The organism is Diplocloster modestus (genome assembly GCF_019042245.1).
Classification (GTDB): Bacteria; Bacillota; Clostridia; order Lachnospirales; family Lachnospiraceae; genus Diplocloster; species Diplocloster modestus.
The window spans coordinates 180,966-198,203 of record NZ_JAHQCX010000001.1 but is presented as its reverse complement, the minus strand read 5'-3'; the positions used below and the strand labels follow the sequence as shown (position 1 = coordinate 198,203).

Annotated in this window: 15 protein-coding genes and 1 pseudogene; 1 reads left to right on the top strand and 15 read right to left on the bottom strand. The window is 46.5% G+C overall.

The features are described from left to right. Positions 1–2: 2 nt before the first annotated feature. The 14 genes and pseudogenes from KTH90_RS01035 to KTH90_RS00970 form a co-directional block, all read right to left on the bottom strand. Complete coding sequence (locus KTH90_RS01035) at positions 3–959, bottom strand: glycosyltransferase family 10 domain-containing protein (RefSeq protein WP_238726116.1); 957 nt, start codon at positions 957–959, stop codon at positions 3–5. A 232-nt stretch (positions 960–1,191) separates the two neighbouring features. Next, positions 1,192–2,034, bottom strand: coding sequence for a dTDP-4-dehydrorhamnose reductase (gene rfbD / locus KTH90_RS01030; protein ID WP_158351627.1), 843 nt, complete (start codon positions 2,032–2,034; stop codon positions 1,192–1,194). A 56-nt stretch (positions 2,035–2,090) separates the two neighbouring features. Beyond that, positions 2,091–2,522 (bottom strand): DUF2304 domain-containing protein, encoded by a 432-nt coding sequence (locus KTH90_RS01025; protein WP_238726115.1) that lies wholly within the window; start codon positions 2,520–2,522, stop codon positions 2,091–2,093. A gap of 15 nt (positions 2,523–2,537) precedes the next feature. After that, positions 2,538–3,227: a glycosyltransferase family 2 protein gene (locus KTH90_RS01020; RefSeq protein WP_158351625.1), complete on the bottom strand. Its 690-nt coding sequence runs from the start codon at positions 3,225–3,227 to the stop codon at positions 2,538–2,540. A 93-nt stretch (positions 3,228–3,320) separates the two neighbouring features. After that, entirely contained in the window at positions 3,321–4,319 is a 999-nt protein-coding gene (locus tag KTH90_RS01015) for a glycosyltransferase family 2 protein (RefSeq protein ID WP_238726114.1), read from the bottom strand. A 109-nt stretch (positions 4,320–4,428) separates the two neighbouring features. Further along, complete coding sequence (locus KTH90_RS01010) at positions 4,429–5,469, bottom strand: glycosyltransferase family 10 domain-containing protein (protein ID WP_238726113.1); 1,041 nt, start codon at positions 5,467–5,469, stop codon at positions 4,429–4,431. Between the two features lie 7 nt (positions 5,470–5,476). Further along, positions 5,477–6,424 (bottom strand): hypothetical protein, encoded by a 948-nt coding sequence (locus KTH90_RS01005; protein ID WP_238726112.1) that lies wholly within the window; start codon positions 6,422–6,424, stop codon positions 5,477–5,479. Continuing rightward, positions 6,417–7,739 carry a UDP-glucose dehydrogenase family protein gene (locus KTH90_RS01000; protein WP_158351618.1) on the bottom strand — a complete coding sequence of 441 codons (1,323 nt, stop codon included), beginning with the start codon at positions 7,737–7,739 and terminating at the stop codon, positions 6,417–6,419. Before KTH90_RS01000 ends, KTH90_RS01005 begins: the two co-directional genes overlap by 8 nt. Next, positions 7,736–9,280, bottom strand: coding sequence for a lipopolysaccharide biosynthesis protein (locus KTH90_RS00995; protein ID WP_158351616.1), 1,545 nt, complete (start codon positions 9,278–9,280; stop codon positions 7,736–7,738). The genes KTH90_RS01000 and KTH90_RS00995 overlap by 4 nt, the downstream gene beginning before the upstream one ends. Before the next feature lie 87 nt (positions 9,281–9,367). Continuing rightward, positions 9,368–10,363 carry a glycosyltransferase gene (locus tag KTH90_RS00990; RefSeq protein WP_238726111.1) on the bottom strand — a complete coding sequence of 332 codons (996 nt, stop codon included), beginning with the start codon at positions 10,361–10,363 and terminating at the stop codon, positions 9,368–9,370. A 96-nt stretch (positions 10,364–10,459) separates the two neighbouring features. Then, entirely contained in the window at positions 10,460–11,611 is a 1,152-nt protein-coding gene (locus KTH90_RS00985) for a glycosyltransferase family protein (RefSeq protein WP_238726110.1), read from the bottom strand. A 152-nt stretch (positions 11,612–11,763) separates the two neighbouring features. Beyond that, positions 11,764–11,920, bottom strand: a pseudogene (locus tag KTH90_RS25415) (DapH/DapD/GlmU-related protein); the annotation flags it as partial. 501 nt (positions 11,921–12,421) lie between these two features. Then, complete coding sequence (locus tag KTH90_RS00975; protein ID WP_238726109.1) at positions 12,422–13,804, bottom strand: hypothetical protein; 1,383 nt, start codon at positions 13,802–13,804, stop codon at positions 12,422–12,424. Between the two features lies 1 nt (position 13,805). Further along, positions 13,806–14,489 carry an HAD family hydrolase gene (locus KTH90_RS00970; protein ID WP_238726108.1) on the bottom strand — a complete coding sequence of 228 codons (684 nt, stop codon included), beginning with the start codon at positions 14,487–14,489 and terminating at the stop codon, positions 13,806–13,808. 293 nt (positions 14,490–14,782) lie between these two features. On the opposite strand from KTH90_RS00970, the gene KTH90_RS00965 reads away from it, so the two are divergent. Continuing rightward, complete coding sequence (locus KTH90_RS00965) at positions 14,783–15,769, top strand: O-fucosyltransferase family protein (protein WP_238726107.1); 987 nt, start codon at positions 14,783–14,785, stop codon at positions 15,767–15,769. A gap of 99 nt (positions 15,770–15,868) precedes the next feature. On the opposite strand, the gene KTH90_RS00960 is transcribed toward KTH90_RS00965, so the two are convergent. Further along, positions 15,869–16,804 (bottom strand): UbiA prenyltransferase family protein, encoded by a 936-nt coding sequence (locus tag KTH90_RS00960; RefSeq protein ID WP_238726106.1) that lies wholly within the window; start codon positions 16,802–16,804, stop codon positions 15,869–15,871. Positions 16,805–17,238 lie beyond the last annotated feature (434 nt).

Genomic DNA, 17,238 nt, shown 5'->3' with positions numbered 1-17,238 from the left:
TCTTATCTATGGAAAATTTTCAAAAACTTCTCTGCCATCCGGTCCATTTTCCGATGCCGCTTCGCGTTGGCCTCATAAATAGCGCCCCAACAGTACCGGGTCTTCCGGAAGGCTTTCTCATATGGCTGGTCTATAATATGATAAATAAACTCCTCCAGTTCCCGCTGCTTTTCTTCCAGTGAAAAATCCGTATAAAAAGCAGGTTCCCGGAGCATCTGCAGATAAAGTTCCTCATTCTGGTCAATTTCTATTACGCGTTCCAAAACCGCATCCAGGGAATCGTACCGATGACAATTGATAAATGCCTTCTCATTAAAATCCCGGGAAATGGAAGGATCTCCCCAATAAATCGGAATCGTCAGGGCCGCCAGAGACTGCACCAGCTTCTCCGTGCTGTATCCGGTATGATAACTGTTCTCGGATGCGATAGAAAATTTGTGTTTCCACTGATACGCGAACTTATCATCCACGCTGCCTCCGATATTGTTCCGGTAACGCCCGCCGGAGTGAACTTCCTTATAACTGTTGATCTTGTCCAGAAGCTGGTCCCGGAATGGATCGGATTCTTTGTTCGAATAAATAAAGCTGCAGAATTCCGTTTTTTCCTTCAGATCTTCCAGACAAAACTCATGCTTATGCATCGCCCGTTCCAAATCCTCCCGGTACATGGGAACGTCCAGATAAAAGGGACGGCGTAAATAGCGGTCTTCGAAGGTCATTCGTTCAAAACCAACCGCATAATCGCATAGATTAAAATCCGGGCAGACATTTTCCCCGGTATAAAAAATCCGCACGCAGTCATAATCCAGAAAATCTTCCGTAGACGTAGCATAAAACAGGTATTCAGGCTCATCTGAAAGCTCCACCCGATAACGTTTTTTCAGCAGATCCAGTATGAAATTATCCTGGGGATCAAAAGCACCCCAAAAACCGATACATTTTACTTTTATTGTTTTCATAGGCATACACTTATTCATTCTAACATCAAAGGGGCTTTGCGTCAAATAGTCTTCTCTTTGTTCCGCAAAGACACTTCTTTCGTTTTCGGGAGGGGACTGGCACCTTTCGGTAATAAAGCTAAACTTTTCAGCAACTATGCGGAGAAAGGGGCCTGTCCCCGGATGCGGGCCTGTCCCCGGATGTGAGCCTGGTCAAGTCCCCTCCTAGATTCAAGGACAGTTTAGACTTGAATTAGATGGTCTTCATATATTCCACCAGCGCATCGCGCCAGTCCGCAAACATAAAATCGGTGGTCAGCTTTAACATATAATTCTCCAATACGGAATAGGCCGGCCGGGGCGCGGGAGAAGCGAACTCCTCCGTGGTAATATAGTCCACTTTCGTACTCTTTCCTGCCAAACGGAAAATTTCCGAAGCGAATTCCGCCCAGCTGCAGCTCCCCTCACAGGTACCATGGAAAATCCCATAATTATCTGTAAAAATCAGGGTCTTGATAGCTTTCGCCAGTTCTGACGCGCTGGTGGGGGTTCCGAACTGGTCCGCAACCACACGCACCGTATCGTTTTGTTCCGATAGGCGCAGCATCGTTTTGACAAAATTATTGCCGTCCCCATACAGCCATGCGGTACGGATAATAAACCAGTCTTTTGCAAAATCCCGGACAAAATTCTCACCTGCAAGTTTTGTAGCGCCATACATCCCTACCGGGTCAACCGGGTCAAATTCGATATAAGGTTTGCTACCATTTCCATCAAATACATAATCCGTCGACACATGCATCAGCTTCGCGCCCGTTCTGGCCGCAGCAATACTCAGATTTCTTGGGCCGATCGCGTTGATTTTATAGGCGTTGTCCACATCTGTTTCACATTTGTTGACATTGGTATGCGCGGCACAATTGATAATGGCATAAGGTTTGACTTCCTGTACAAAGCTTAATACCTTATTTACATCGGTAATATCCAATTCTCCCACATCTGTATTAACGAATTCCAGCGCAGGGTCCTGACTCATCTCTTTATTGATCGCTCTGCCCAATTGTCCGTTACATCCGGTTACCATGATTTTCTTCATTTTGCAATTCTCCTTTTCTTAACTATAATACTCCTCACATACTCCACTCAGTCATTTTACATTTCAAAGGAATCGGCTTCCGCTTTCTCTTCCTTTACGGCTTCTGCCGGTTCGTTTCTATCTTCCAGCTCTGCAAGCTTTTTCTCCAGGATTTCCAGTTTTTTCGTACTAAGCGCCAGATTCTGCGCCAGAGCCCTTACCCGGTTCGAAATTCTGGAAAGCGCAATGGTCAGCACGAAGATGATTAACAGAGAAAATACAAATCCCAGGAAAAAGATCATATTGACCGGGGAAAATATGCCCAAAAACCCGGCCACATCATCCAAAAGAACCGGGAAACAATCCAGAATAAACAGCGCGAAGATGACAATGAGCCAGGACAGCGCGTATTTTAACTCCAGACTCTTCTTCCGGATCATATTGACCAGAAGCAGGAACGCAAGGATCAGTACTACTCCCAGAATAATCTGTAACTTAAGTGTCATCATGCCGGCTGCCCCTTTCTAATGCCTTAAGCACTCCATCAATATCGCCAATGTTACTTTTACCATATAATAAACCGATCGTTTGAAAGAAATAGAGGATACACCGTCGCTTCTCTCTTTCATCACCACCGGCACTTCTTTCACGATCATGCCCTCTTTTAAGATAGCCACGACGCTCTCCGGCTCCGGATAATCCTTCGGATAATCCTTTGCATAGACAGACATGACTTTGCGGTTGATCAGCCGCATCCCGGAAGTGGGATCACTGACCTTCCTGCCGGTCAGAATACGGATCAGTACACTGAAATACCGGATACCGATCCTCCTGGCCCCAGTGGACTGAAATCCTTCTTTTTCCAGGAAACGGGAACCGATTACCATATCCAGCGCATTTTCCACCAGATACTCCGCCATGGAATCCAAATATTTCGCGTCATGCTGGCCATCCCCATCGAACTGAACCGCCATATCATATCCATAGCGGAACGCATAGAGATAACCCGTCTGCACGGCTCCGCCGATTCCCATGTTAATTGGTAGGTCTACAACATTAAAATTATTTTTTCTGCAAACCTCCAGTGTGTTATCCGTGGAACAGTCATTGATAATCACATAGTCAAAATCAGGTGCGTTCGTAAGAATATCCTGTACGGTTCTCTCTATACTTTTGCTCTCATTGTATGCCGGTATGATTACTAATTTTTTCATACTTTTTCGATCCTCCAGACGCGGAATCCACTCATGCTGTATCCTGTGTTTATACCTAATATCAAAGCTTTGCATCCATCCAGAAGTTTTGTATCAACGCAGAAGCTTTGCATAAACTCTAATTACCGGCGTCAATATATGCAGCTTACACAGAACCGCCAGTACCAAAATAGAGGCCCGGTGTAAAAACGGTATCTCCAGTTTTCGGAATGGGTTTACATAAGGATTCCGCATATATCCCGGTATGTAGGTCTTTAACATATCCATGATATAATGACACAATTCTTTGATTTTTGCAACCGAGCTGCCTCTGGCGAACTCAAACACCCAGAATGCCAGAATCCGCATCACACAATATTCGTAGAAATAGCGATCGTTCACAAGGCCGGTATCTTGGATATATTGGAGAGTTTCCTTCAGTGCCTCATAGGGCAGCCTGTATTTTTGCAGGCCCTTGAAATTATGCATGGCGGACGCGGAATGCTGGAAATACTGATATCCCGTATGAGGAACCACCTGGATATGATGCGCCAGGGCATTGGCCGCCAGATTCACCGGCGCATCCTCGGCCCGCACTCCCAGCGGGAACATCAGTTTATGTTCCATCCAGAAATCCCGACGGAACAGCCGTCCCCAGGCAGATATAATCCGCAGCGGCCATTCTTCTTTTTTTCCTGGAATATACTCTGTTGGACAGACCTCGGACAGTACGGCACCATTTTCATCCACCATCCGGAACCCCTGTATCACCAGATCGGAGCTATTCTTCTCAGCCGCCGTAACCATACGTTCCAGATAATCCCCGGTGACATAGTCATCGCTGTCCACAAAGGTTAAGTATTTGCCTTGCGCTTTTGCCACTCCGCGGTTTCTCGCCGCAGACACGCCCTCATTTTCCATGTGGAAAGCCCGGATCCTATCGGGATACTTTCGCGCGTATTCATCGACGATATGACCGGATGCATCCGTACTGCCGTCATTGACCACCAGAATTTCGATGTCCGGCTGTGTCTGGTTCAAAAGGGAATCCAGGCATCTGGCGAGATATTTTTCTACATTATACACCGGTACAATGACAGATACACTTCTCATGCTTTCCTCCAGTGGCGCGGTACCGCGTTTTTCATTCAGGTATGGACGAACTTTCGTTCGGCCGTTCCTCCAGTGGCGCATTTACTGCGCCTTATACCCATTAGCTCTATCACTCATTCTTTCCATAAATGACGTCCATCATCCGTCCCACGTTAGCCTGATGAAAATAATCGGCAAACTGCGGCGAGTGCAGAAATTTTATTTTTCTTTCCAGAAAGCCTGCATACTCCTCATAACTCATCGCTCTCAAATAGTCATCCAGCTGTTTCAATGAGGAAAATGCCTCAATATCGACGAAAATATCTTTCGGAATCGTGCCAGCCATAATGTTGGAACCGGTATAGACCGGAACGCAATCTGATGTCAGCACGTCAAACAATTTTTCGGATACATATCCAGGAAAACCATACAGATTCTCGATGGCAAACCCAAACCGGTATTGCTCAAAAGTATCCTGTTTGGAATCGCAGCTGCCCTTATAGTTCTTCGGAGGATGTGCCGCATATTTCTTTCTCAGTATAACCCTGACCGCTTTACTAATTCCGCCAAAGATCCAGTTGACACCGTACAGATCAAAACCATCCGGCCGATTCTCAAAATAATCCACAATCTGATAGCGCAGATCATAACCGTTTCCCTGGATCAGTTTGTTGGAGGTAATCATACAGGACAGCTTGCGTCGTTCAAACTCCTGCTGGCTGATAACCCGGCAACGGCTCACATCCGTCTGACGGATGGAGTAGGGGAAGTATTCATAGTTCAGTGTTTTAAGCGGAGAATAACACAGGACTTTGGTGAACTGTCGGTAATTCTCCGTATTAAAATTCCCTTTATTATAAAGCGGGCTTTCCCAAATGTACAGAATTTTACGCCCCGCCCCCTGCAGGACCTTTCGCATGCGCCGGTAATTTTTCCATTTCACCGCAGAGTATTCCAGCGGATTAAAGATCGGATAATCAAAGAACAGGAATACATCCGGTTCCTCGGGATCCCCATAAAGATCCAGCGTATGGATTTCATCTCCCCGGTCCTCCACCGCTTTCTGCAGCAGCCGGTAGAATTCCCGCAGATGGCTTTCCACGTAGCGGTCCTCGGAAAACATCCCATCCTGCAGATATTTATCATGGTTTACACATAAGGCTATCTTCATAATTATTTTACCAGTAGCAGCCTTCTTCCACTTTCTTGAAGCCGGCCGGCTTTTCATCTTCATTGGGTTTCACCCAGTTTTCGTTATATAATTTAGATATTACCGGATGGCTGTCCCACCTGGATCCCCGGATTCCGAACAGCAGCTGGGTGGCTCCTCCCATATGGATCGCCTGCCGGCCGGCGGCCTTCAGTCTGGCTGCCAGCGGGAATCCATAAGCTCCGCAGCCCAGTATCGCCACCTCAAAATCCAGTTTCATCGCTTCCTCATACATATAATCCAGCGCTTCAAACCAGTTGGCAAAACGCTCATCCGTCTGGTCCGCCAGCGTCTGTACCGCCCGGATCACCTGCAGATAAAATTCCGGCAGAATATCCGTACCGGGAAATAATAATTCCCTGCGAGCGAACTGTCTTTCGATGGTGTTCTTAAACGGATGGATCACCAGAACTTTTTTTCCCTTAAGGGCTCCGGACCACGGATTTTCGTGATACCACGGTTCGATGGCCCGCAGATAGGTCACTTCACTCTGCGGCGCAAAATGCTGGATCATATAATCCTCCATCAGATTAAACCAGGTCCCGATCAGGTCCAGTTTTGCGCAGCTCTCACACATAAGATCTGAGAAGCGGATCGTTAACTGCTCATCCTTCGGAAAAAATCCGGACAGCTCATAGATGCGGTTAACCACCTCCGGATGCACGTTTTTGCGCACCCCCAGCTGGTATGCGACCACAGAACGCATCACAGCCAGCTCCGTAGAGCCAAACCGTCCTGCCATAAACGGCTGCTTCTGGCTGAGTAACTGCTGAATCCGGTCGTTTCCAGCCTGCTGCTCCAGTACCACTTTACCGCCGAACTTGCTGCCAATCATCGGTTTTTTGGTAATCCTGCCGCATAGCTTCCGGGAAATATTCCTGACTCTGGCGGCATACCATTCCATCTTTTTACCCATTGTGGTTCTCCTTCGCCGGTTGGACAACTTTCCGCCCGATGCTTTCATAGATTACGTTGGCCTGTTCCATCTGCTCCAAATCATAGCAGTTCCGGCCATCTAAAATGATCGGGTGTTTCATACATTTTTCAAATATATGAGCATCCAATTCTTTCACCTCAGGCCACTCTGTAAATATAAAACAAATATCCGCATCCTGCAAGGTCTCCTCAATGGATTCACAATACCGGATATCACCTTCACACTTCTTTTTGAAGTTTTGGACCCCTACCGGATCCCAGGCTTTAACGAAAGCTCCATCCTCCAGGAATACCGGTATATTAACCAGAGAGGGGGCTTCCCGCAGGTCGTCCGTTCCCGGTTTGAACGTGAGTCCCAGAACCGCAACCGTCAGTCCTTTAAAATCTTCGTAATATTTCCGCGCTTTTTTTACCAGCCGGTATTTCTGGTTCTCGTTGACTTCGATAGCCGCTTTTATTGTCTTAATTTCATTATCATTAAAACTGGCCAGCCAGCTCAACGCCTTCGTATCCTTAGGGAAACAGGAACCTCCGTAGCCAATGCCGGCCCGCAGGAACTGCTTCCCGATACGGCCGTCAAAACCCATCCCCTTGGTCACATCCTCTATATCCGCTCCCACTGTTTCGCATAAATTCGCAATCTCATTTACATAAGAAATCTTAAGTGCCAGGAAATCGTTGGATGCATATTTAATCATCTCCGCACTGCGGCGGTTTGTCACCAGCTTAGGCGCGTCAAAATCCTTATAAACCTCCTGCAGGATAGCGCCCGGCTTCTCCTCTTCCACTCCGATTACGATTCTGGAGGCATGCAGTGTGTCCTGTACTGCTGTGCCCTGTGCCAGGAATTCCGGGTTGGAGGCAATCCACACCTGAACAGGATGAGCCAGGCGTGCTTTCATATACGCTTCTATTTTATCGTTTGTCCCAATCGGCACCGTTGACTTAACCACGACAACACAGTCCTTTTCAATGCTGGCAGCGATCTGTCCCGCCACCTCATATACGTAGGCCAGGTTTGCCGATCCATCTCTCTTTTCCGGGGTCCCTACACCGATAAAGATTACATCCGCTCCGCGATATGCCGCCTGATAGTCTGTGGTAAAAGTAAGCCTCTCCATGTTTTTCTGCATCAGCTCATCCAAACCCGGTTCAAAGATTGGAGATATCCCTTTGCGCATGGTCTTAACTTTCTGCTGGTCTACATCCACACAGGTTACACCATGGCCATGCTCCGCCAGGCAAACTCCCGTAACCAGGCCGACATATCCTGTACCTGCAACTGCAATATTCATTTTTTCACTCTCCTTAATTTACTCAGCACGCCCAACGTCAGCTGGTATGCAAACTGAAATTCTTTTGATCTATGAAATACGATAACAACCAATACAAACGGAACCGCCACACACAGGGCTGCCGCCCCGATAAAACCTCCCACCGACGGAGTCGGAAACAATCTGCCGCACAGCCACAGAAGTCCTATTACCTGAACGATATCCACCGCTATATAGGCTGACACTTTTCTCCAGTATTCCATCATACCTTCCTTAAAATATTTCCGGAACACCAGTATACATTTACTGATCCAGAAAAACAGCTGGCTGATAACAGTTCCCAGCAAAACGCCCGGAACGCCGATGAACTGCACGAAAATAATGGAAGAAATCAGATTCATGGCAGCGCCGACCGCGTTCAGATATTTTTCATAATGGAACAGTCCCAGGACACTGATTAGCTCATTGATCGGCCCCGATGTAATACTGATAAATACATCCAGGCTGATGAGCAGCACCACGATCTGCGGCATCACCGCCTGTTCTCCCCCATAACACATGTAAACTAACGGCGTGCTGCACACGATCAGTCCGGTAGCCGACACCGTAGCTATGAAATGCCGCACAAAAGTATAGTGATTAAACAGCGGATACATTTCTTTTCTGTCCCTGCCGCTCTGCAGAAAATTACCGATCGCCGGCGCCATGGAATACAGCACACTGTTGACGATGGTGCGTATCGCGTTGGTGATATATACATAATAGTTCAATCCGCCGACGGTAAATAGACCGCCAGTAATACTGCTGAACGTAGAAATCACCAGGTTATCCGTGGAAGAGTAGATATAAACGGCCACCTTCCCGACCAGGATATTTTTTGTATCCACAAACAGATTTTTTGCCTTGTCATAAGGCTTGATATGCCTATCCTTAAGCTGCGGATATTGTTTATTGCAGTAATAGGAGATCAGCAGATTCGCAGCGATCTGCTGCAGCACCATCAGGACGGAGTAGACAATGTAATCCTGATAAAGAACCAGGAACACGATCCTGAGCACGCTGAATATAATATTCATTAAAGTATCATACAGCGCGCAGACATAGTTCTTCTGATCGGCATACAGCAATGTTCTTTTATAGGAAAGAAAATATGTGGACACGGTGGACATCAGCTGAATAAAGAAAATCAGCCGCACAAAGGCAATATCCACACCGGACTCCGTAATAAACACCGGTATCAGCAGCATCAGCAGACAGCCCAGGCCGAACACCACAAAACCGATCGTCCAATATACCCGGCGGAACAGCGCCATAATACTGGCAATTGTATTCTGATCCCCCTCCGCAATGGGTTTATACAGATGATAGGTAATCGCGCTTCCCACACCCAATTCCGCCAGGGACAGCATGTTCAGCAGATTGCTGATTACACTGTTTAAACCATAGTTCGTCTGTCCCAGATAATGCGTAAACACGATCTGCGTCAAAAACCCCATGACCAGCACAATGACCTGTGTCACCAAGCCGATCACTCCGTTTTTCATGATCTTTTCAAGTCTCATAGATTTTCCTTTTCTTTATCTCAAGTCTCACAGGCTTTTCTTCTTCTGGAACCTGAAAGGCACTGCCTTAACTTCATTTAAAGTCCATTAAGCCTGCCTGCTCTTTATCTTTTTGTAGACAGGATAAAACCAGTAAAGCAAACAGTAGGATTTCACCCGGCTGTCTCCCAGATACTCTTTCCCCCGGGCGATCCGGATCAATTCCCGTATCTTTTCTTTTTGCTCTTTCTGAACAGCCCGGTCCAGCTGATGATAGACATCCACCGTTGTCAGACAAAACACATTGGCGATATGCCTGCGGATCATTTTATCATTTTCCGGACGGAATTGATGTTCCTCATAGAATGCGAACATCTCTATGACCGACCGGTAAAAGCCGTCAAAATTGCGTAGGGTCTTTGCCTGCATCATGATGGAGCCGTCACGAAACCTCCGGTGATACACAATTTTACGCACTATCTTAACCCGATGGCACTGCAGCAACAGCGCAAAGGTATAGTACTGATCCTCGTGGATAATCCCTTCTAAAAATGTAAGTCCCAGATCCAGCAGCGTCTGTCTTTTCACCAGCTGCAGGCAGACCTGGGTCCGAAAGTCCTCCCTGGGAAGGGTAAGCGCAAATAAATCCTCGCCGTCATAGACGCCTGAATATTCATAGTGTTTCTGATAATCGTACTGCATATTCGGTTTACGGATATCCCCGTCATCATAAAAAGAGGCTCCGTCAAATAAAACCAAATCACAGTCCTGATCAGCCGCCTGTTTGTAAATCACTTCCAGTCCGTCCGGCTCAATGTAATCATCACTGTCAAGAAAATAGATATACTGGCCGGCAGCGGCACGAAGCCCGGTATTTCTGGCCGCGCTTAGTCCTGCGTTTTCCTGATGAATCAGACGGATATTCCCGTGCTGCGCGGCATAATTCTCTGCGATCTGCGGCCCTCCATCGTTGGAACCGTCATTTACCAGAATGATTTCTATATCGGACAGGGTCTGTGCAAGCACGCTGTCGATACATTCTGCCAGATATTTTTCTACATTGTAAATCGGAATGACTACCGATATTTTCGGCTGATTATTCATAGCATTATCCCATCTATACGGCAATGATCCCGGACCAAAGTTTCGCATATCCTATTTGCCGTATCCCTAAATATTTTTCTCCGGATTCTGATAGCATCATTTATGCCTAATCTGGCGGTTTACTTTATTCACCATCAGATTCTTAAGCATACCGACCGACAGGTTGTCCCCCCGGAAGTCATAGCTGCAGGCCAGACGTCCCACATGATGATGAAACGGATTTTTCTCCACTTGAGCCGTATCATATAAAAAGATCTGGCTGCCCTCCATATCCGCCAATATATTCTGCTCCTGAGGCTTTAATAACAATCCAAAGGATCTCACAATCTTATAATCTTTGATCTCCAAAGTCAACCAGTATCTCTGATTTTTCCTGTTTTTCTTCACCCCATAAAGATCGGTGCAGAGTTCTTCCGCGGGCAGACCCAGGATACCGGCCAGCTTTTCATTTTCCCAAAACGCGTCATATACCGTGTCACTGCCATCCAGCGGTACGAACCGGTACTTCCTCTGAATACCCGTCTGAAACGGGACCTGAAGACCAGTGGAGGGAATCGCAAAGTTTTCTCCCGCGTCCGTAAAGTTCGTACACTGTGAGATATAAGGGTAGACAAAATATTTTTTCCGCTCAATACAATACCTGACATGATATTTTAGCCAGGAGGTACCGGGCCAGGAAGCCACATAGTCAGGAATATCCGCGGATTCCTGAAACTCCTCCCCCTGCCCGTCATACCATATCCGAAACTCCATCCACTGACGTTTCATCCAGACCTGTCCCCAGGACTGGGCGAACTGTACGAAGTATACATCGTTAGAATCGGCCAGCGGGACAAACGGCCGGTTGGCATGGACATTCCACAAATGCTGATACAGGGAAATTCCGGCGATCCGATCATCCTGCTCATAATAAGCAACCGCCTGTTTCATATATTGATAAAAATTCGGGGATACATAGATGTCATCCTCAAATACAGCTATCGCTTCATAGTCTGCCACCAGATCCCCGCAAGACAGAACGTGTCTGCGAAGCCCCATGCGTTCCGGATAGGTCTTAACTATTTTGGGTCCGAATGGCCAGCTGAACTCTTCCGCACAGCGCAAAACGCTGTCATCACCGCTGTTGTCGATACTTATTATCAGCGTCACCTGGTCAGCGTCATAGTCGGCCTGTGTCAGAGATTTTAACAGCCGCTTCATACTGCGCGGCCTGTTATAACCGATTGCCACTATAGCATACTGTGTCATCGTATCATTTCCTCCAGGCTATCGCAAGCCTTCCTCTTTTACTATTTTCTTAAATCTCTCGATATCATCAAAATAATCCGCATGGCTTTCGATCCAGGAAATATCCCTGTCCCACCATTTAAAATCCATCAAAAATTTCCGGTCATCCTCGTCAAACCGGTATTTGATCACTTTAGCCGGCACACCTCCCACAATGGCAAAGGGAGGAACATCCTTCGTCACAACCGCACCCGCCGCGATCACCGCACCGTCTCCAATCGTCACCCCGGCCATTACCGTAGCGCCGTCTCCGAACCATACATCGCTTCCCACTTTAAACTGGTAACGCCCGTCACAGACCGGATCCGTATAATCCGGAAACTTCTGTTCCTTTACATAGGTAAAACCGCTGACCGGGGACAGCGTGAAAAATGCCGTATGGGTGGAGACGAACTTAGAAGTGGGATGCTGGCCGATCACAAACTTAACATTCGGTCCGATCCCGGTAAACCGGCCCACCTTGACATCATTCAGCACACAATCATGCTGGACGATGGTGCCATACCCCAGATACGTATTCAGCATATAGGCATTATAATAGATGCGGGCATGTCCCTCGAATTCACAGTTGTCTACATCGAAAAATACGCCGCGGCCGAACATTACATGTTTTTGCTTCGTCAATTTCCTTTTCATGAAAAAGGAGCGGAATATATTTGTTATAATCTGAAATCGGTTCACGCAAATCCACCTTTCTTCCCTTGGCACCAGGCCATTTAATCTATGATCCAATTGTCCGGCTCCCTGCGTTTTACCGGCATATCGACAGGATTACCCCAACAAACCTGTTTTCCCAAAACGGCCTTTTTCTAATTTGTTCCGAAAGGATTCCCAGTCAATAAAATTCATAACGATCCATAAGAATGCATCCACAGAAATCATCACGATAAATCTGGTAAATCCGTGGCCGGAATGTCCGAACAGCACCAACGCCCAAAACGCCGGGAAGCAGAAAATAAACAAAAACGGCAGCAGACTGCTTACGGCCACCTTCTTCGCCCGGAACCGGATCATTAAAACTATCAGTACCACTGCCGTCAGCAATATCAGGATACCCATGGAACGAAGCGGAGTCAGGAAGCCCTGAAGTAAACTTACCAGCCGCCCCGCATATTCCCGAAAGCTGGGCGGAAGTCCGATCCATCCCCCTGATACCGAAGAGCCGTCACTGGATCCGGTAACCAGCGCGGCGAGTATCCATTTCGACACCAGCGTAATCGAATAGACGATGCCATAACCGGCGCAATTCCCGATCAGGTGTCCCCACAGCTGCTTCGCGCTCTTTCCTTGCCGCTGCCTCATCTGAAGAGAGACCAGAAGCGGCATTCCGAGCGTAATCAGGGGAGCTTCAAAGGTCCCCCAAAATGCCATACTCGTTCCGATCAATCCGAAAAACAAAGGTTCATACTTGTCATATGTCTTGTTGCCCGAAAAGAGCAGCACCATCATGACTCCCAACAGCATCAGGTTTACATCCACAGAAAACATCATATTGATCGTTATGATCGTGGTGTAACTCATGAGCGTTGCGCAGATAAACGGAAACGCAGCCCGGAATCCCATCTTCTTATTCATTGCCAGAATGGTCAGTAAATATAAAAAGAAACTTACCATATAAATAATTTGCCGGATCTCATGCAGATTCAAAAAAGTCAGCAAAGGCTTCAACCATACCAGGTAGCCATGCCACATCCTTCCATAACTCTCTCTTCCGGCAGCTTTTCCTTCGGCCGCCGCCACAAGATCATGGTACTGTGCAAATGGGGTATCTGCAGAGCCCTCCGCCACCTCATAATCCGCTGACATTGCCGCGTGAAACGGATGCTCTGAAGTCTGAAGCGCCATATTCAGCATCCGGGAATCCGAATAGTTATCAAAAAAACAGACCGGAGATCCGAAAAACCAGTTGGGATATTTCCCGTCCTGGGCGATCACACCGATCGATTCCGCCACGTTCTCTACCATGGCTGATTTTGGGATACAATAAACCAGCGTCAGGCTCAGCAAGTAAAACGCAAAAAGCCCGACCGCAGTCAGCAGCACTTTCTTCATAATTCCAGACGATACGATATTTTTCCACGTTTTCATGGGAACCCCCGCTTTTCCGGACTGCTCCGCATCATTCCTAAAACCTTTATCTTTCGTTGTCTCCATGTTACTGTGTGCTCCTTTTTATCTGCATAAGTATTTCATGACGCTTATTCGCTTTTGCCGGCAGGATCACATAATCCACCCCAGCGCTTTCTGCCGACAGTCCGTCTTTTTCATAGCGGTCCCCGATCATCAGTACCTCTTCCGCAGGCAGTCCTAATTCATTCAGAATCACACTCATCCCTTTGGGATCTGGTTTTAGGCACTGCATCTGGGGATCCGTAGCCGCAAAACAATAATCCGCCACGATTCCCAAAGCTTCCAGCTTATCCTGGACGGGATAATCCGAGTAAATTCCCACGGTAATCTTATGTTTACGCAGATATTTCAGCAAGTCATACACTTCATGATCACGGAATTTCTTCAGATACGGAAGGGGAAAGCGGTACATCCACCGTCCTATAACGGATTCCACCCGATAAGCCGGGACCCGGTATTTTTCTCCGACCAGTTGATAAAGATATTTTTCCGGATCTTCTTTATGATATTCCGTAACCATCCGGTCACGCTCTTCCCTGAACTTTTTTATAATCAGAAGATCCTTGATCCTCCAGAAATGCAGCACATAGTGGCAGGCCAGTCTGACCGCCATGGTTCTGCGAAGCGGCGGCTGATAATAGAGGGTTCCGTCCATATCAAACAGAACCGCGTGATATTCCTCTAAATTACGATGCATTTGCATTTTCATAACAAGACTTCTTTCTTCCTATTTCTAAGGTACTTCTGTTCCGTAAGTATAAGTTATACTATTATATCAAACATGCCCGAACGAATGCAAGACGTTTATCAGACTTTCCCTGCCTTTCTGCTCATTCTCCGTTACTATTTACGGCTGATTTTTAAAGGGCCGGGAGCGGAGGGGCGTGGTATGGGGAGCCGGGCGGCACCTGGAAAGGGGTTGTGTATGTCTTGGTTTCATGTTATATTGGGCAAAGATGGATTGGAAAAGGTTCTGCTTCTTTTGATTTCAGGAGGTATCTCATGGGTTTAGCACAAAAATTGCGGGCGGTACGTACCGTGTTTATCGCAAAGACAAGAAATAAAAGTTATTATTACAGACTTTATAGAGCCTATCGATTTGCGAAAAGGCATCCGGTGAAGGGAAACAGAGATGTTGGCCATGTAAATTATCTGGCGGCGCGGCCGAATCCGGATTCCGGGATCGGTCATCAGATGGCAAACTGGATTGCCGGGTATTACTTCGCACAGGTTTTGGGGCTGAATTTTGCCCATATGCCGTTTGCTTCGTCGAAATGGGAAAAGTTTTTAGGGTTTGGTGAGGGTGAGATTACTCTGGATGAACTGGTAAAGCGGCAGCATTATAAAAAAGTCCGGATTCCCCATTTTAATGAGGCAAATGACGAGGAAATGGCTGCGATCCGGGAGATCGTGGACGCTTATGCGGAGCAAAAGGTTGTGTTTTTGTGCGAGCAGGATCAGTTTTATAAGGCCCAATTCGGTGTCATGCAGGATCTGCAGCGTAAATTCTATAGCGCTTCGGCACGCCGGGATGATCATTTGATTTACCGGCCCGAAGAGTTTAATATCGCTGTCCATGTCAGAAGGGGCGATATTGTGATTGGACAGACGAATAATGACCCGGGTCTTACGAAACGCTGGCAGGATAATTCTTATTTTCTCCGGGTTTTGGAACAGGCGCTCACTCTTCCACAGCTGCCTGGGGATAAGCCGGTTGCGGTTTACCTGTTTTCTCAGGGAGAAAAACAGGATTTTCCGGAATTTGCAGATTTTTTGAATCTGCATTATTGCCTGGATATGGGGCCTATCGATTCATTTCTTCATATGGTAAATGCGGATCTCCTTATAACAAGTAAAAGTTCCTTTTCCTATAAACCAGCTTTACTGAACAGGGGATTAAAAATTTGTCCTCAGAATTTCTGGCATGGATACCCGGAGGATCCGAACTGGATTCTTGCTGATGATACGGGAGCTATACTGCCCCACTAGTTCTGGATTGCAAAAAACAAAAATGGCCCGGCTTTTATTCGTTACTCCACTTGATGGAGCGCGATTTGGTGAGCCGGGCCTGTTATTTTAAAATCGGGCCTACACGTTAAGCAGCATAGTTTCCACAAAATAATCCATAGCAGGGATTCTGCTGTACATCAATACTGCGATCAGTGCGATCAGTATTACGATATAGATCAAAAGCCCTTTTTCTTTGTATAATTTCTCGGGTTTCTGCACGGCCGAATCTTCTTTAAAACTCAGATACAGGTAGTAGCAGAACAGGCCAAATACAAAGGGCATGGCGATCAGCAGTTCGATCTTGTACTTCATCATGAATACACCCAGGAAGAAAGTGGCGCTCATCGCATAAAAGAAGGCAGATACCAGAAGGGTATGTTCGGTGTAATATTTGAATGATTTCCTGTATTTTCCGGCAACTTCGGGATCCCCGATCATCCGGTACTCCGCGTACCGCTTAGTCGCCATCAGGTAGGCACCGCACATCCAATAACCTACCAGCACACTGCTGGGCGGCTGATAAGATTCGGTAATGATAAACCATCCAATCAAAAGACGGATCAGGTTATTTAATGATTCTGAGAGAACGTCGATGTATGGAATGTCTTTGGTCCTGATCGGACGTACATTGTAGAGAACGCCCATCAGCAAAAGCCATAATTCCATATACAGGAAATAACGGTTTACCTGGATCGAGCATATAACACCCAGTATGATCAATAAAGCATATTCCACCATTACCCAATGAAACTTGATGTTCGATACCACAACAGGCCTATTCTTTTTCGTAGGATGATATTTGTCGAATTTGGCGTCCAGCCATTCATTGATCACATAATTCGCAGAAGCGATGAAGCATGTGGCCATAAAGCCCCAGATAAAACGAATTACAACGCCGGAATCAAACACTTTTCCGGTTAAAAGCTCAGCAATAATAACACCAGGAACGATAAAGGCATTCTTGACCCAATGGTCCGGCCTCGCGATCTTGATATAACTTTTTAATTGATTCAATTTTCTAACCCTCCTCCATAATTCTTACATATCATATCAATTTTTCCCCCACGAAACAACCTTTTCTTACAAAATTTCCCCAAAAATCCCATTATTCTCTATCATATAGTTATACATTGAATAGGAAGTTTTATCCAACAACCATTATTTGCAAGTTCTACTTTTTATGATATAATGTCGAAAGACATTATATCTGCACCGGAGCGCTTTCCTTAGCGCGGAGTGTGCATCTCCCGGAAGGGATCATGATTGCGTGCAATCATGATATAATGTCGAAAGACATTATATCTGCGCCGGAGCGCTTTCCCAGGCGCGTTAATCATAAGATGGCATTCATAGAAATTAGCTTAAGATAAAAATGAGTTTTCAGAAAGGAGCAGGATATATTATCACTGGTAATAATATATCCAAACACTATGGAAAAAGTATTACTT

Coding starts and splice junctions, on each gene's coding strand:
- KTH90_RS01035 (WP_238726116.1), bottom strand. CDS start 959: ATGAAAACAATAAAAGTAAAATGTATCGGTTTTTGGGGTGCTTTTGAT.
- rfbD (WP_158351627.1), bottom strand. CDS start 2,034: ATGAAGAAAATCATGGTAACCGGATGTAACGGACAATTGGGCAGAGCG.
- KTH90_RS01025 (WP_238726115.1), bottom strand. CDS start 2,522: ATGATGACACTTAAGTTACAGATTATTCTGGGAGTAGTACTGATCCTT.
- KTH90_RS01020 (WP_158351625.1), bottom strand. CDS start 3,227: ATGAAAAAATTAGTAATCATACCGGCATACAATGAGAGCAAAAGTATA.
- KTH90_RS01015 (WP_238726114.1), bottom strand. CDS start 4,319: ATGAGAAGTGTATCTGTCATTGTACCGGTGTATAATGTAGAAAAATAT.
- KTH90_RS01010 (WP_238726113.1), bottom strand. CDS start 5,469: ATGAAGATAGCCTTATGTGTAAACCATGATAAATATCTGCAGGATGGG.
- KTH90_RS01005 (WP_238726112.1), bottom strand. CDS start 6,424: ATGGGTAAAAAGATGGAATGGTATGCCGCCAGAGTCAGGAATATTTCC.
- KTH90_RS01000 (WP_158351618.1), bottom strand. CDS start 7,739: ATGAATATTGCAGTTGCAGGTACAGGATATGTCGGCCTGGTTACGGGA.
- KTH90_RS00995 (WP_158351616.1), bottom strand. CDS start 9,280: ATGAGACTTGAAAAGATCATGAAAAACGGAGTGATCGGCTTGGTGACA.
- KTH90_RS00990 (WP_238726111.1), bottom strand. CDS start 10,363: ATGAATAATCAGCCGAAAATATCGGTAGTCATTCCGATTTACAATGTA.
- KTH90_RS00985 (WP_238726110.1), bottom strand. CDS start 11,611: ATGACACAGTATGCTATAGTGGCAATCGGTTATAACAGGCCGCGCAGT.
- KTH90_RS00975 (WP_238726109.1), bottom strand. CDS start 13,804: ATGGAGACAACGAAAGATAAAGGTTTTAGGAATGATGCGGAGCAGTCC.
- KTH90_RS00970 (WP_238726108.1), bottom strand. CDS start 14,489: ATGAAAATGCAAATGCATCGTAATTTAGAGGAATATCACGCGGTTCTG.
- KTH90_RS00965 (WP_238726107.1), top strand. CDS start 14,783: ATGGGTTTAGCACAAAAATTGCGGGCGGTACGTACCGTGTTTATCGCA.